Consider the following 18,247-nt stretch of genomic DNA (forward strand, 5'->3'; position numbering starts at 1 on the left):
TTGTCGAATAGGTTAAGAAAACTTTAAATACAATATTAAAATAGCTCTAAATTGCTTGGCTTTTTGTGATTTAGCAAAATGTACTGCACAATAAATTATAAATTCGGAATATAAGTGCGTTCATTCTTGCGATGTCATAAAATACCACGAGTCTCAATTTCATTATTAATCATTAATTCTTTTAATTTATGCAGCGAGTTATACTCAATTTTGCTGGTTGTAATCTTGTCCCCAAAAAGGTCGGGTTACTGTTGCCGCTGCTGATGGTGTTTTTGACCGGTCTGGTCCATGCACAATCGAGCGGTATCTTTGAAAGTTATGCCATTCTAAGCATCAATGGCGGCGCCAATGCCTATTATGACATGCAGGCCACTACAGGCAACCCTGATTTTCAGGGAAGCAATCTGGGCTCCTTTGCCTTTGGAACCAATACCTTGGTTGTCAAAGGAGGTCAGAACAAGACTTACAAGAATGGTGGCTGTGACATCACAGGCAGTACTTTCTATTACAGGGTCTACAAAACAGGAAACACGCCAGGTTCCTTTGTTTCGATCGCTTTGCCTTTCGATTCGAACATGGCCAATCCAGGAGACCAGATTTGGCAGGGGACATCAGGGGCAACCAACCTGATTGCTTCGCTTGCGCCGGGCAGTTATACGCTCGAGGTGTATTCCGAATCGACCTACACGGGCTGCGGAAGCGGAACGCATTTCTCAAGCAACGGAAGCGCCAACTACAAGGCGACATTTACCGTAACGGGAACCAATCCGGTTTTTGTGACTTCGACGGGCGGAACGGCGATTGCGTCGTATACTACTTTGAAAGGAGCGTTCGATGCTGTCAATGCAGGAACGCATACCGGTTCGATTAACATTGAAATTTCGGGCAATACGACAGAGACGGCGATTGCTTCGCTGAATGCGAGTGGTGCAGGATCGGCTTCATACACGGTAATGACCATCACGCCGACAGGTGCAAGAACGGTAACCGGGAGCATGGCGACCGAAATGATCCTTTTCAACGGAGCCGACAACGTAACGATCAACGGTTTGAATACCGGCGGCAACTCGCTGACGATTTCCAACACGAGCAACTCGGCCACGTCGGGTACTTCGACGATTAAATTCATCGGAGGGGCAACCAGCAACACCGTTACCAACTGTACCATTCTGGGTTCATCGTCAATGGCGGTGGGTACCAATGGCGGAACGATTTTCTTCAGTACCGATGGTACAACGGCCAACGGAAACGACAACAACACGATTTCGAATTGCAACATCGGACCAGCAGGTGCCAACTTGCCTTCGAAAGCGATTTATGGCAACGGTTCGACTACGACCAAGGCCATCGGAAACAGTGGGATTATCATCAACAACAACAATATCTACGATTTCTTCGGGGCGGCAGTAAGCAGCGCCGGGATCCATACCGCGGGTGGTTGTAATGGTTGGTCGATTACGAACAACAAATTTTACCAAACGGCATCGCGCACCTGGACAACAGGTTCGCAGCACACGCCGATCTGGATTACACCTACCACGGCAACGCAAGGCGCCCAAGGATTTACCATTACGGGCAACACCATCGGATTTGCATCGGATACACAAACGGGAACTTATACGTTGACGGGTGCAGGAAGCGGTGCGCGTTTCATCGGGATCCATTTCAATGGAATCTCTAGCAGTTCATCAGATGTAACCACGATTTCGAACAACACCATTGCGGGAATCAGTGTGACGGGTGTAACGGGATCAGGGACGACATCGAGTACACCTTTCGCGGCGTTGTTTTTCCAGGAAGGAGTAGGCGTTACCAACGGCAATACCATCGGAAGCCAATCGGCGACCGGTTCGCTGGTCTATTCGACCAACACGACCAGTTCAACCGACGTGTACGGCATCTACAATTTCAGCTCGAACATCTGGACTTCCAACAACAACATCATTGGCGGTATTTCGGCGACCAACACAGGGTCTGGAACGACAATTTTGTGTCCGTTGAGGGCCAATACCTTGTCTTCTGTTGCCTGGACGGCCAATTCGAATACGATCGGTGGAACCGTTGCCAATTCAATCCAATTGTCGGCAACAAGTACTTCTTCGCAGCTCGTAGGTTTGAGTACACTCAATGCGCCGATGTCGGCAACTTCGAACACGGTCAGAAACCTGACGACCAATATTGGTACGGGAACCACATCGGGCGCTTCGATGATCGGTATCGGGGTGACCAATACACAGAACAGTACCATTTCACAAAGTACGGTATCCAATTTGTCGAATACCAATGCTTCCGCAGCCAGCGTGGTTTTGGGGATGTATGTCGTGGGTTTGACGAACACCGTAGAAAGAAACTTTATCCATAGCCTTTCGGCTGCTTCAACCAGCGCGACGGCTGAAGTCAGCGGTATCCGTGTGGCAGGTGGAACGACGACCTACAAAAACAACATGATTGCTTTGGGTACAGGCGTAGCCAATGCGGTTCAGGTCAACGGAATTGTCGAAACTTCAGGAACCGACAACTTCTACCACAACAGTGTCTACATCGGTGGATCGCCAACGGCCGGTACCGGAAACTCATATGCGTTCCAAAGTACAGTCACTTCAAGTACAAGAGCATTCCGCAACAATATTTTTGTCAACAACCGTTCGAACAGCGGCGCTACAGGTAAGAACTACATCGTACGCGTGGGCGGAACGACGGCCAACCCATCGGGATTGACCATCAACAACAACGTCTATTTCGGAACCGGAACCGGAAGTGTTTTCGGGTTCTTCAATTCACTCGATGTGACGAGTTTTGCGAACTGGAAAACCAATGTCGGGCAGGATGCACTGAGTTTCAATTCCGATCCGCAGTTTGTGAATCCAGCGACTCCAGATTTGCACATCAATCCTTCGATTACGACTCCTGCAGAAGGAGCCGGAGCTTCAATCGCTGCGGTTACCGATGATTTCGACGGACAAACGCGTTCTGGCTTGACACCGGTAGATATCGGTGCCGATGCAGGCAACTTTACTTCTGCGCCGGTAATGGTTTACACTTCGAGTACGTCAGCCCAGTTGACCGGTTCGGTCTGTACTTCGGCTACGAATGTACCGGTATTGCGAATGGAAGTGGTAACGACCAATGCGGTATCTCCACTGACCTTGACCAGCCTTACCATCAACGGAAACGGAACGAGCAACCTTTCGGATGTAGCGACATACCGCATCTATTATACAGGAACCAGCGCAACGTTCAGTACGGCAACGCCAATCATCGCGGCCACAACCGGACTGACCACTTCAAACATTGTGGTAACGCCTTCAGGAACGGTGACGCTTTCGGAAGGAACCAACTATTTCTGGTTGGTGTACAACTTGGCCGGAACCGTTACAGGTCCTGCACTCGATGCCGAATTTACTGCAGTAGCGCTTTCTGCCGGAGGCGGTACGCCAACCGTAACGGCTCCATCGGGAACTGTTAGTGCTTTCCCAACACCAAGTGCGACTGCGGGCAGCAACTCACCGGTTTGTTCAGGCAATACCTTGAACCTGACGGGCGGCACAAACTTCGGAACAGGTTTCTCATGGACCGGTCCGAACAGTTTTGCCTCGACCGACCAGAATCCATCGATTGCCAACGTGACTGCGGCCAATGCAGGTACTTATAATTTGACCGTGACTTCCAACGGATGTACTTCGGTGGTTTCATCAGTGGTGGTAGCTGTAACTGCTACACCGGTGGCACCGACTACTACAGGTTACAGCATGTGCTTGGGTGGTACGATTCCTTCAGGACAAGGATTGACCAGTACTGCAGTGGGTGCACCTACGACAACTGGTAGCCAAGTCATCAATTTTGATGTGGCGGGACAGCCGGTCGAAACCCAGTCGGCACCAGGAAATATCGTGGCCAGCGCGACGATGAATGCCTTGCCTGCGGGAGCTACTGTGACAGGGGTAACCATTGCTTACAACAACCTTACGGCCAACGGCGGTTCGTGGAGATCCGACATCAAACTCGGACTCAGCGGTGCTTTGGTCAATGCTGCGGCATCAGGAACAGGATCTGCCAACTCGGCCGGTACTTTCAATTATACCCGTACGGCTACTACAGGCATCACGGCGACTCCAGCCGGCGGTACCGTGAACTTGCTGTACTGGGATGATACCAACGATGTCACTTCGGGTGCCGATGCTACTTTCCCAACAGGAACAGCAGTAGCCTCGGTAACGGTAAATTATACGTATCCAGATCCTGCCAATGTGCGTTGGTTTACTGCTTCTACAGGAGGAACGCAAGTGGGAACTGGTTCACCATTCAATCCAATCGGTGTTGATCCGGCAGTGCCAGACAGCAATACCCCGGGATCGCATACGTATTATGCCGAAGTAATCAACGGCGCTTGTCCATCAGGACGTACGGCTGCCGTACTTCAAATCGGAAGCGCCTTGACGATTTCGTCATCGGCTACGCCAAACACACCGGTTTGCGAAGGTACTTCGGTTACCTTGGCTACGACCGTATTGACTGGCGGTAGCGGATATGTCTATTCATGGAAAGTGGGCGCCACGGAAGTCAGCACGGCTGCTTCTTTCGCGGTAACGCCTGCTACTACGACCACTTACGATTTGACTGTAACCGACGCTTGTTTGCAAACCGCTACAGCTTCGATCACGGTGAATGTAAATCCATTGCCTGTAATCACTACACAGCCGGCGGCACCAGCCGCACAATGCTCAGGCGTTGGCGTGGCAACAATCAGTGTTGCTGCTACAGGCGCTGCGACTTACCAATGGAGAAGAAACGGGGTGAACTTGTCGAACACTGCGCCATTCAGCGGTGCAGATACAGCCACATTGACCATTACCAATCCGGTAGAAGCCAATGCGGGCAACTATGATGTGGTGGTCAGCACTGCGGCTCCTTGTTCGGTGACTTCGAATGCAGTAGCCTTGACTGTAAATCCTGCGCCACCGGCAACTACTGGTGTGACGATTTGCCAAGGCGGAACGGGCAACTTGACCGCTTCTGGATCTTGCAATGGATTTATAAATTCGGGAACGACAATTTCGGGAACCTGGGCAGCGACGCCAATTGCGCTCAGACCGACCACTTCGATTTCGAATACCACGACTTGCTCATTCGATACTACGATCACGAGAAACTATGTAGCGACGAACTTCCAAGTTTCGGCTACCGGAAACTATACGTTCACCATGAACAACAGTTCCTCGTTTGATGGTATGGGTTATATCGTGACCGGCGCATTCGTTCCAGGCAACTGTTCTGGCGGCGGTACTTGGATCAAAGGGGATGACGATGGTGGTTCGAATGAGCCAATCATGACGGCAACCCTTACCCAAGGCGTTACTTATACTTTGATTTCAACCAATTATGGTTCTTCTTCGGGAACTTACATCGGTTCATTCGGATGGACCATCACGCCACCGGCCGGAGCACAAATCATGTTGCCGGGTACTGGTACCATCGATTGGTATACCGCAGCCAGTGGTGGATCACCAATTGGATCGGGAGCTTCATTCAACCCGGTAGGTGTGGCCAACTCAGGATTGGCTGATACCAATACCGCAGGAACCACGACTTATTATGCAGCTTGTTCTTTGAATCCGAACTGTCGTACAGCCACTACGTTCACGATCAATACCAACGTGACATACTATGCCGATGCTGATGGGGATACTTTTGGTAACCCAGCAGTTTCACAAGTGGTTTGTACCGGTATTGCACCGGCAGGTTATGTGTTGAACAACACCGATTGCGACGACAACAACAACACCATCCACCAAACGTTCCCATTCTATGTGGATGCCGATCACGACACTTACGGAACAGGAAGCCTTGTTCAGGTTTGCGCGGTCGATGCCAACACACCACCGGTAGGTTATTCGTTGAACAATACCGATTGCAACGACAACAACGTAGCGATTTACCAAAACGGCTTGTTCTATGTGGATGCCGATGGTGATGGTTATACCGTAGGTGCCCAGCAAACGGTTTGCTACGGCGCGACTACGCCAACAGGTTATTCCGTGACATCAAACGGTGAAGATTGCAACGACAACAACATCGCCATTTACCAAAGCGCCATGCTGTACGTAGATGCCGATGGCGACGGATATACCGTGGGAGCCCAACAGTCGGTTTGTTATGGAGCAACCATTCCGGTAGGTTATACTGCGACTTCAAACGGTGAAGATTGCGACGATACCAACAACGCCTTGCACCAATCGTTCCCATTCTATGTGGATGCGGATAACGATACCTATGGCGCGGGAAGCCTCGTGAGCGTTTGTGCAGCCAATGCCACTACGCCACCAACCGGTTACTCGTTGAACAACACCGATTGCAACGACAGCGACAATTCGGTTTACCAAAGTGCTACGCTTTATGTAGATGCAGATAGCGACGGATACACTTCGGGTGCTTCACAAACGGTATGCTACGGCGCGACGGTTCCTGCTGGATTTGTGGCCTCGCTTACCGCCATTGACTGCAACGATTCGGTGGCTGCGATCCACCCGAATGCAGTTGAAATTCCTTACAACGGCGTAGACGACGACTGCGACAACGCGATCGACGAAACCGGAACAGTAACCACGACCTTGTTGTCTTCGTCTTGCGGCGTTACGCTGACTTCGATCGGATCCTTGATCGGAATCCAGACCGTAGGCGGACACCCAATCACCGGATACAGAATCCGTGTGACCAACGGTGCGCAAGTACAGGTCATCGAGAAAAATGTACCGCACTTCACCATGCCGCAATTCCCATCGTATGCTTATGCGACGACTTATACCGTAGAGATCCAATTGCAGCGCGCAGGCATCTGGCAGGCAAGCTGGGGAACACCATGTTTCGTGTCGACTCCGGCGATCTTGGAAGAAGGCGGAGCCGCTTCGGTTTCTCCATCACAATGCGGATTGACCTTGCCTAAGATCAATACGCTTATTGCGACTACCAGTATTGCGGGTGTTACCGGATACCGTTTCCGCATCACCAACTTGACCGATGTTTCTGGCCCGAATCAGGTGCAGACCATCGACCGTGTTCAAAACTGGTTCAGCCTGCAAATGCTGACCCGTTACAACTACGGAACGACTTACCGTATCGAGGTGGCAGTCAAGACTACAGGAACTTATGGTGGTTATGGCGCGCCTTGCGAAATCATGTCGCCGGCTGTACCTTCATTGACCAACTGTGGTGGGGTGGCTACTTCAGGAACCCAGACGATTTCTGTGCCAAGTATTTCTGGAGCGACCCAATACCGTTTCCAGATCACGAGACAGTCTGATAACGCGAGCGCGACAATCGACAGAAGTACCAACTACTTCATCTTCAACGCGGTTCCGTCTACTGCTTTCACGGCGGGTGCTTTGTATACCGTCCGTGTGGCTGTGATGACGACCGGTACTTGGTCGCCTTTCGGGGATGCTTGTGAGATTACTGCTCCAGGCGGAACGGCCAAAGGAATCGCTACGGGTGCTGCCCAAACTTCAAGCGATTTGTTCAAGGCACAAGCTTATCCAAACCCATTCACGGCCGACTTTGGGGTTGACGTGACGACTTCTGCCAAAGGCAATGTACAGTTGCAGGTTTACGATATGCTCGGCAAACTGATCGAATCGAGAGAGGTTAAACTCGAAGATTTGAGCGTCGAGAAAATTGGAGCCAATTATCCATCGGGTGTTTACAATGTGATTGTAAGCCAGGATAATGTGGTCAAGACGCTTCGCGTGATCAAGCGATAACCATTGGAATAATCAATAGAAAAGCCCTTCCGGAAACGGAGGGGCTTTTTGCTTTGGGGCGATTTGCGATTTGGTGTAAGGAATGCCTTTCTTAAGTGGTTTAAAATCAAATCATTCGTCCATTGCTGAGGTTGCAGTAAAATTGTTTCGAAAGGTTTTTTATTGGAAAATGAATAACAAATACTGCAGTTTTTCTTTTTTTCTTGACAGTTTAAAGCTATTATTAAAAAATTCGCAATAATTCGTTAAGTGCTTTTAAAAGAGTAGATTTTATGTAATTTTGTTTGCTTGCGCTGTTTGAATCAGAATCCCAAACCGCAAGAATCTGACTAAATACAATACCACTTATGAAAAAACTACTACTTAAAATGTTGCTTGGACCAAAGAGCAATTTTACAAAAGCGTCATTTCTTTTAGTGCTGGCATTGGTATGCAATGTTTCCGAGATGACAGGACAAACGGTTGTTACTGTTGGTGGGGGAGCTACTATTACTTGTCCGGCGACTCCAACAGCAACTTGGACAACACCACCAACTGGTGTTACTTTTTCCAACTGGTCGAGAGGCTCAGGTGTAAGCTGTGGAAGTGCTAACAACGGTTTAAGCGGAAGCGGTTTTAATACCGCCAGCGCTGCGGCTTCATTTACGGCAAACAAATTTTACAGTGTAACCATTACAGCCGATGCTACGCATACTTTTTCGCTTAATGCGGTTAAGTGGGATACTACTTTAAGCTCCGGAAGTGGGACATTTACGGTTCAATATAGTAATAATGGCGGGGCAGTAACTACATTCGGCTCTGCTGGAACAAATACTGCTTCAAATACTTTTACAGGGACGGTTAATGTTGCGGCAGGAACATCTTTGGTACTTTATTTAATTCCATCAGGAACTGGTGCAGCAGGTACAACAGTGAGATGGCTGAACGGCTCAACGATTACAGTAACCGCTGCTGCTGCAGTGCCAACGCCAACCACAACTTCCATTTCTCCATCTTCAGCTACGGCAGGAGGAGCAGGATTTGCATTAACTGTAAACGGAACCAATTTTATTTCAGGGACTTCAACGGTCACTTGGAATGGATCGAACCGTTCAACAACATTTGTAAATGCGACACAATTAACAGCTACCATTCCCAACACGGATATTGCTTCACCGGGAACTGCCAACGTAGGCGTGACCAATACGGGTGCGCCGTCTGCTTCAAATACACAAACGTTTACCATCAATGCTCCGGCAACACCGTTATTGGCGATTACTGGAACACCTACTGACCACGGTACTGTTTGTCCGACAGTTTCGGCAACTCCGGTACAATATACGATTACGAATTCGGGTGCTGCACAAGCAGACGGATTGACGGTTATTTCTAATGATCCGCAATTTGTGGTGAGTGGCCTTTCTAATACTTCGGTTGCAGCTTCAGGCGGAACGGTAACTTATAATGTAACTTTTACGCCGTCAAGTGCCGGAGCGAAATCGGCGACTATTACCGTCAGTAGCACAACAGGTGGCAGTAATTCTCCTACAAGTGGATTGACTGGAACGGGGACTACGCCTGTTACACAAACAGTTTCTTCCGCTGCGGCCAGCGCAATCAACAACACCATTGCCACATTGAACGGAAACGTGACGGCCTTGGGGGTTTGTCCATCCACAACACAAAAAGGATTTGTCTATTCCCTTACAGCAACCAATGCCGATCCCCTGAATGGCGGGACAGGAGTTACAACTACTCCCGTAGCTGGCGTAGCAACGGGTGCTTATACATTGCCGTTGTCTAGTTTGACTCCGGGAACGGGTTATTCATTCAAAGCTTACGTATATAATGGTACAACTTACACTTATGGAGCGCTTACTACATTTACAACATTACAGGTTGCCAATCATTTAGAATTTGTAGGCGTACCACCAAGTGGAAATATCAACACGGCAATCAGTACGTTCACTGTAGAAGCCAGGAGAGCAGACAACAGTGTGGATACCAATTACACAGGAAATGTTACCATTTCTAAAGCATCAGGTCCAGGAACACTTTCAGGGACTTTAACTGTAGCGGCAGTGGCAGGTGTGGCTAGTTTCAGCACTGCGCAATTTGACGCCATTGGAACATATACACTTTCAGTTGCTTCGGGTGCATTGACCCCGGCTACGAGTGGGAATATTACAATTAACCTTGCGCCAGTGGCATTAGGTGTTTATACTTTTACAGGAACGGCATGTTCAGCAGGAGCTTTGGCGGCAAGCAGCGTCGTTTCTAATGTTAGTTTTACCAACGCAAGCGTAACCGGAGAAACCTGTAACAATAATAGTGGTACTTCTTACAGTGTTGGAGGAACAAGTTGGGGTACAGCTTTTAGCGCAACACGTTATGTGCAAGTGGCTATTACTCCGGCAACAGGATCATATCTGGATTTGAGTTCAATTACCTTTGATCATTTGCGTAGTGCGGCAGGGGCTCAAAATGCTACTGTACGTTCAAGTGTGGATGGTTATGCGGCTGATTTGACAGCACCATTTTCTGTTGGAACCAGTTCGGCTAATAAGTCTGTAACTTTGGGAGGAATTCCATTCAGCAATTTGACAGGAACCGTTACCTTTAGAATTTATGGTTGGGGAGGCAGTAATACTGGAGATCTTAGATTGGATAATATTACTGTAAACGGAAACGTAACCTGTATCAATCCACAACTATTCACCGTTACCGGTGGCGGAACCGCTTGCTCAACAGCTTCGGGTGTTGCCGTGGGATTGTCCGGTTCGCAAAGCATCATGACCTATCAATTGAAACGCAATGGTTCAGATGTAGGTTCGCCAGTGGCGGGAACAGGCAGCGCGTTGAATTTCGGGAATCAAACCGTTTCCGGAAACTATACGGTAGAAGCACACAATTCAAATGGGACCTGTAATGTGGTTTTGGCCATGACAGGCAGTGCTTCGGTAACCATCGATGCGGCTCCGGTAGGCGGAACCTTGGGCGGAAGCGCTACGGTTTGCGTGGGCGGAAACTCGGGTACGCTTACTTTGACTGGCCACAGCGGAACCATCGTGAAATGGCAGTCTTCAACAACCAGTGATTTCAGCGCCAACGTTACAGATATTGCCGTGACCGTTGACAATTACAATTACACCAATGTCGCACAGAATACTTATTATAGAGTGGAATTGTCCAATGGCGTTTGTTCACCGGTTTATTCATCGGTGGCATTGCTTACGGTTCAACAGAATTCATGGACCGGGGCAATCGACAGCGATTGGAACACCGCGGGCAACTGGAGCTGTAATGCAGTACCGGGCTTTGCTCAGGATATTACGATTACAGACGTGACCAACAACCCGGTTATTTCGAGTGATGTCACCATCAACAGCCTGACTTTGGCAGCAGGTGCGGCCTTGACTGTAGAAACCGGTTACGATTTGACGGTGACCGATGCGATTTCAATCGACGCGACAGCTTCGATGACCATTGAGGTAGATGCGAATGTCATCCAGGTCAATGATGTGGATAACAGTGGTGTGGCAATTGTTCAGCGCAACAGTGCTTCGTTGATGCGTCTCGACTATACGTTGTGGTCTTCACCGGTAGCCGACCAAAACCTGTTGGATTTTTCACCCAATACGGTAACCACTCGTTTTTATGTTTACAATCCGGGAACCGATTTGTATAATTCGGTTACGCCTTCGACTACTGATTTTGCAGAAGGAACGGGTTATTTGATTCGTATGCCGGACAACCATCCGACTACTCCGACGGTTTGGGGAGGGGAATTTACAGGTGAAATGAACAATGGTGATGTGGACATCACGGTGACCAACAACACCTACAATGCGGTGGGTAACCCTTATCCATCGACCATCAGCGCAGATGCGTTCATCACCGGAAACAGCCTGACCGAAGCCTTGTATTTCTGGAGAAAAACCAACAATGCCGCAACGACTTCTTATGCGACCTATACTTTGGCCGGTGGGGCTGGAACGAGTGCCAATGCAGGCGATCCATTGAACCTGACGCCAAACGGAACCATTCAGGTAGGGCAGGGCTTTATCGCGCGTTCAACTTCAGGAACTTTGTCTTTCAACAACGGAATGAGAACCGGAAACAATGCGGGTCAATTCTTGAGAACCGCCGAAGTAGAACGCAACCGCCTTTGGGTCAACCTGACCAATACCGAAGGCGTGTTCAGCCAGACGATGGTGTCTTACATGACTGGCGCGACCCAAGGTGTTGACGCAGCCATCGACGGATTGTATTTCAACGACAGCCAAGTGGCATTGACATCATTAATCGACGCAACAGAATATGCAGTCCAAGGACGTGCATTGCCATTTACCACAGCCGATGTCGTCCCGATGGGCTTCAAAGTCTTGACTGCGGGAACGTACACCATCGGTCTCGATCACGTGGACGGATTGTTTGAAAATCCTGCACAGGAAATCATCCTCAAGGACAACCTGAACAATACCGAACACGATCTTCGTGCGGGCAATTATACTTTTGCTTCGGAAGCCGGTGTGTTCAACGGCCGTTTTGAGATTGTTTACCATACGACGCTTGGCCTCAGCAATCCGGTTTGGAATGCCAACCAGGTGGTCGTTTTCAAACAAGGTCAGGATTTGATCGTCAATTCAGGAAATGTGAATATGGCGGCGGTTAAGGTGTATGATTTGCGCGGTCGTTTGTTGGCCGAAAAACAAAACATCAATGGCATTGAAACCAAATTGTTCGTCGGGACTTCGAATCAGGTATTGCTCGTGAAAGTCATTTCAAGCGACAACAAGGAAGTGACCAAAAAAGTAATGAACTAAAGTTATCCCAATATTTTATAATCAAAGCCTTTCCGGACAACGGGAAGGCTTTTTTTATTTGATCCGCGCTGCCTGAATGGGTGTTTCGTTTCATTTGTCGGATATATGTGTATTTAAACGACAATATTCTTAATGCTCAGACAATTGCGATTAGATTTGCCTGCAGTTCCAATCAAACTTATCTAAAAGGACCTGCTCTATGAGAAAAACTCTACTTTCTTTTTTTACAAAAGTGATGTTCGTTTGCGCTTTTGTTTTGTTTTCACAATCTTCATTTTCACAAATTTTTCGTTTTGATTTTGAAAATTCTACCAACGTAACTTCGGAAACTGCGGTAGGAACCCCGACCTTTACGGCCAATGGTGTGACCAATGCCGGATACTCGACCACCAACCCCTGTTTGAACTTGCGTTTGCGTTCGGCTGAAAACTGGGATACGGGCGATTACTATCGTTTCAATGTCAATACTACCGGATACGGAAACATGGTGTTTTCGCTTTGCGGTAGGGCAGATGCGACAACCATCGGTACTTTTTTGATCCGCGGTTCGGCCGATAACGGGGTCAACTGGGTTACCTTGGTGTCTACTTTTACGCCAGGCACAACCAATGGAACGGTAAGTAGTATTGTATTTCCGGAATCACTAAGCAACCAGGCGGCAGTCATCATCGAATTGTACAAAGTCAATGATGCCAACAGCAACAGCCGAGTGTTGTATATCGACAATGCGGTATTAACGGGTAACCCGACACCATTGGTGACGAGCTTTACGCCTGCGGGTCCGGTTTGTACGGGAACCAATATTACGATTACAGGAACCAATTTTACCGGAGCCACCGGTGTGTCGATCAATGGAACGGCGGTATCTTCCTTTACGGTAAACAGCGCGACTTCCATCACGGCGACCATTGCTCCCGGAACGACGGCGGGTACTGTTCAGGTTAGTAACGATTATGGTTATGGAACCAGTGCGGCCAGTTTGACATTCAATCCGAGTCCGTCAGCAGTAACGGCAACACCAAGTGCCAATGTAATCTGTACGGGTTCAACGGTCAACCTGACTGCTTCGGCTAATTCCAATGTGACTACACCAACGACGATTTTGACGCAGAATTTTAACGCGGCGACCAACAACTGGATCAAGGTAAACAACAGTACCGGTGGAACGGTGGTCAATGCTGCATGGACTTTACGCCCGAACAATTATAATCCCTCACAAGCAATCAGCAGTAACGATGCGACGCAATTTTATTTGTCGAATAGTGATGCGCAAGGCAACAACACAACTACGGCAACCATTTTGCAATCGCCTTCGTTCAGTACGGTTGGCTTGGCTTCGGCTTCTTTGAATTTCTACCACTACTTCAGATACAACGACGGCGAAACCGCCAGGGTACGTGTTTCAACAGATGGAACCAACTGGGATACACTCGAAACCTATGAGTCGACCCAAGGAGCGCGCAACAACTTTGCACTAGGCACTTTTTCATTGAACGGCTATTTGGGGCAAGCCACCGTCTATGTTCGTTTTGAATACAATGCGACTTACGATTGGTATTGGGCGATCGATAACGTAACGATCAGCGGAACCACTCCGGTCGCACCAACCTATACATGGACTTCAACCCCGGCAGGATTTACATCGAATGTGCAAAATCCGACCAATGTTGCACCAACCGTTACAACCTCTTATACGGTAACGGCAACCAACAGCTACGGCTGTACCACGACCGCAACCACTACGGTAACGGTCAACCCGACTTCGGTGGCGGGGGCTGTTTCGGCCAACCAGACCATCTGTTCGGGATCACAGCCGGCCAACATTACGATTGGAGCCAGTACGGGAACCATCCAGTGGCAATCTTCGACAGACAACAACACCTTTAATAATATAGCAGGACAAACGACCAATACTTTGTCCGGCGCAACCATCGGCAACCTGACCGCGACGCGTTACTATCGTGCAGTCGTAACCAGCGGCGTTTGTGCTGCAGCGAATTCGGCTGTGGTGACCGTCACGGTGAATCCGACTTCGGTAGCAGGGGCGGTTTCGGCCAACCAGGCCATCTGTTCAGGTTCGCAACCGGCCAACATTACGATTGGAGCCAGTACAGGAACCATTCAGTGGCAATCTTCCACCGATAACAACACCTTTAATAATATAGGAGGCCAGACGACCAATACTTTGTCCGGTGCGACCATCGGCAACTTGACCGCTACGCGTTATTACCGTGCGGTAGTAACGAGCGGCGTTTGTGCTGCGGCGAATTCGGCAGTGGTGACCGTAACGGTGAGTGCGACTTCGGCGGCGGGTGCTGTTTCGGCCAACCAAACCATCTGTTCAGGTTCGCAACCGGCCGACCTTACTATCGGTAGCAGCACCGGAAGCATCCAATGGCAATCTTCAACAGACAACAACACCTTTAATAATATAGGGGGACAAACGGGCAATACTTTACCAGGGTCTGCGATGGGCAACCTGACTGCGACGCGTTATTACCGTGCGGTAGTAACGAGCGGCGTTTGTGCTGCGGCGAATTCGGCAGTGGTGACCGTCACGGTGAATCCGACTTCGGTGGCGGGAGCAGTTTCTGGAAACCAGGTGATCTGTTCGGGTTCACAACCGGCCAACATCACCATTGGTACAAGCACCGGAACCATCCAGTGGCAATCTTCCACCGACAACAACACCTTTAATAATATAGGAGGACAAACTGCCAACACGTTGTCTGGCGCGACCATCGGTAATTTGACTGCGACACGTTACTATCGTGCAGTGGTAACCAGTGGGGTTTGTACTTCGGCGACCTCGTCGGTAGTGACGGTAATGGTGGATCCGGCTTCTGTGGGCGGAACCGTTTCTGGAAGCACTACTGTTTGTGCGGCAGCCAATGGTGGTAGCCTCACGTTGAGCGGCCATGTGGGCAATGTGACCAAATGGCAATCTTCGGATGTGAGCGATTTCAGCGTTGGGGTACTCGATATTCCGAACACTTCTACGACCTTGAGCTACGTTAACCTTGCGGCAACGACTTATTACCGTGCGGTGGTCACCAGCGGTGTGTGCGGATCGGCGAATTCTTCGGTAGCGGTAGTCAATGTGGACAATGTGGCCGTTGGAGGCAGCGTCAACGGAAGTGCGACGGTTTGCTATGGCAACAACGGTGGCAGCTTGACCTTGTCTGGATACACCGGTACGATTACAGGCTGGCAATCTTCTTTGGACAATTTCGCAACAGCAGGTACACCTATTAATAATACAACAACGACACAAAATTATTCGAACCTTACCGCAACCACTTCATATCGTGCGGTGATTGCCAGCGGTACTTGTCCAGCAGTCTATTCTGCGGCGGCGACCATTACTGCCAATATCAATTCGGTTTGGACCGGAGCCAACAGCACCTCTTGGACCGATGCGGCCAACTGGTCTTGTGGTGTGGTACCGACAACAGACATCCATGTGACGATTTCGGCGGTGACCAACCAACCGATCGTGTCGGCTGCGGCTTTTGCCAATACTTTGACGATGGAAACCGGAACTACCTTAACGGTGCAATCGGGTTCGAGCCTTACGGTAGAGGATGTAATCAATGGACAGGGAACGGCCGTGCTTACGGTTGAGAACAATGCCAACCTGATCCAGGTCAATGATGTGGACAATACGATCAATGCGGTGGTCAAGAAAACGACCAACCCGCTCATGCGTCTCGATTACATTTTATGGTCATCACCAGTAGCAGGGCAAAACCTGTTGGGTTTCTCGCCAGCGACCAATACGAACCGTTTCTACATCTACAATCCATCGACTGATTTGTACAATACCGTCGTGCCTTCTTCGACCAGTTTTGCAGAAGGAACGGGTTACCTAATCCGTATGCCGAATACGCATCCGACGACACCTACTGTCTGGAACGGAACGTTCAGCGGCGTATTGAATAATGGGGATGTGGATATTGCGGTGGCCAACAATACGTATAATGCTGTCGGTAATCCATACGCCTCGGCGATTGATGCTGATTTGTTCATCAGTGAAAACAGCCTGACTGAGGCGCTCTACTTTTGGAGAAAAACCAACAACGACCAGACTACTTCTTACGCAACTTATACGACTGCGGGAGGAGTCGGTACTTCTTCGAATGGAGGTGGCGACCCTATGTTGTTGACCCCGGACGGAACGATTATGCCGGGTCAAGGTTTCATCGCCAGATCGACTTCGGGTACGCTGTCGTTCAACAACAGTATGCGTACGGATTCCAACGGACAGTTCTTCCGTACGAACCAGATCGAGCGCAACCGCATTTGGCTCAACCTGACCAATGCATCGGGGATTTTCAGCCAGACGATGGTTTCGTACATGACCGGGGCGACCCAGGACGTGGATGCAACAATCGATGGTTTGTATTTTAACGACAGCCAATTGGCGTTGACTTCGATGATCGGGGAAAACGAATATGCCATCCAAGGACGCGCCTTGCCTTTTGCCAATACCGATGTGGTGCCGTTGGGATTCAAGGCCATCGATGCTGGAACATATACAATCGGGCTCGATCATGCCGACGGTTTGTTTGCCGATGTGTCGCAGCCCATCTTCCTGAAGGACAACAATGATGGGTCAATCCATGACCTGCGATTGGGCAATTATACATTTGCTTCTGAGGCCGGCAGCTTTAATGGCCGTTTCGAATTGGTTTACCAAAATATGTTGGGCGTGAACAATCCGGTATGGGATGCCAACCAAGTGGTGGTTTACAAATCAGGACAGGAGATTGTGGTCAATACGGGAAGGGTGACAATGGATCAGGTAAAAGTATTTGACATCCGTGGCAGATTGATCACCTCGAAAGACAAAGTACGTGCATCCGAGACCAAATTGTTTGCAGGGACCGCCAACCAGGTGTTGATTGTGAAGATCGTTTCGGAAGGCGGTAAAGAAGTGACACGCAAAATAGTGAACTAGCACTTATTTTATTATAGTAAAAAAAGCCCGTTTCCTTGTGTTACGGGCTTTTTTGGTTGTGATTGGGTGGAAAGAGGTGTTTTTCGTCGTGTATTTAACCGATTAAGAGCCCAATTTTACTCCTTGAAATGCACTTTTTTTAGCCGAACTGCAAAAAAATACCGCTTTTTTGCGCTTCAACGACTTTTGGTTGACTTCAACGAAAATATTTTATGGGCGGTTGGGGATGCTATAGTTTTGACATGTAATCAGAAAGCAAAAAACAACAACGCTGAAACCATGAAAAACTTGACTCCAAATACTGCAAATCAAAAAGCTACTTCTAAAGTAATGCTCGTTGCTTTATTCGTTTTGTTCTTGTCAAGTGTAGGCATGTCTGCTCAGTCAGTTGAAACGACTCCATCGGTTTCTGTTGATTTTGAAATCACTGTTGCGGCTGATACTACTGCGGCTGTTGCAACTGTAGGGGCTGAGTCTAACTCAAATATGAACATGGTTTCATGGTTCATGGGTTCGAAAGCAAACGCCAAAGGCGACCATTTCAAATGACGGTGCCGTGAGCAGCAAAAAGCAAATGATCAATGCCGGAATTGCTCCAAATCGTTTGTTGATCAAGGCGTTTTTGAAGAAGGCCGCCAATTACCAAAGCACGATAGCATAAATTTTTTTATTTTATATTAGTTAGATTAGGATAAAAAGCCTTCCGGTTGGTCCCCGGGGGGCTTTTT

The 18,247-nt window shown here is 49.0% G+C and carries 5 protein-coding genes; 4 read left to right on the plus strand and 1 reads right to left on the minus strand.

Annotation, left to right across the window (positions count from 1 at the left end; genetic code table 11):
• The first annotated feature begins 188 nt into the window (after positions 1-188).
• Entirely contained in the window at positions 189-7,754 is a 7,566-nt protein-coding gene (locus QM717_RS04115; protein ID WP_415035129.1) for a BNR-repeat neuraminidase N-terminal domain-containing protein, read from the plus strand.
• A gap of 223 nt (positions 7,755-7,977) precedes the next feature.
• On the opposite strand, the gene QM717_RS04120 is transcribed toward QM717_RS04115, so the two are convergent.
• Complete coding sequence (locus tag QM717_RS04120) at positions 7,978-8,409, minus strand: hypothetical protein (protein ID WP_415035131.1); 432 nt, start codon at positions 8,407-8,409, stop codon at positions 7,978-7,980.
• 208 nt (positions 8,410-8,617) lie between these two features.
• On the opposite strand from QM717_RS04120, the gene QM717_RS04125 reads away from it, so the two are divergent.
• The 3 genes from QM717_RS04125 (at position 8,618) to QM717_RS04135 (ending at position 18,068) form a co-directional block, all read left to right on the plus strand.
• Complete coding sequence (locus QM717_RS04125; RefSeq protein WP_415035133.1) at positions 8,618-12,559, plus strand: T9SS sorting signal type C domain-containing protein; 3,942 nt, start codon at positions 8,618-8,620, stop codon at positions 12,557-12,559.
• Between the two features lie 199 nt (positions 12,560-12,758).
• Complete coding sequence (locus QM717_RS04130; protein ID WP_415035135.1) at positions 12,759-17,519, plus strand: T9SS sorting signal type C domain-containing protein; 4,761 nt, start codon at positions 12,759-12,761, stop codon at positions 17,517-17,519.
• A gap of 123 nt (positions 17,520-17,642) precedes the next feature.
• Positions 17,643-18,068, plus strand: a complete 426-nt coding sequence (locus QM717_RS04135; protein ID WP_415035137.1) for a hypothetical protein — start codon at positions 17,643-17,645, stop codon at positions 18,066-18,068.
• Positions 18,069-18,247: the final 179 nt, after the last annotated feature.

Source organism: Flavobacterium sp., assembly GCF_047602195.1.
Taxonomy (GTDB): domain Bacteria; phylum Bacteroidota; class Bacteroidia; order Flavobacteriales; family Flavobacteriaceae; genus Flavobacterium.

Coding starts and splice junctions, on each gene's coding strand:
- QM717_RS04115 (WP_415035129.1), top strand. CDS start 189: ATGCAGCGAGTTATACTCAATTTTGCTGGTTGTAATCTTGTCCCCAAA.
- QM717_RS04130 (WP_415035135.1), top strand. CDS start 12,759: ATGAGAAAAACTCTACTTTCTTTTTTTACAAAAGTGATGTTCGTTTGC.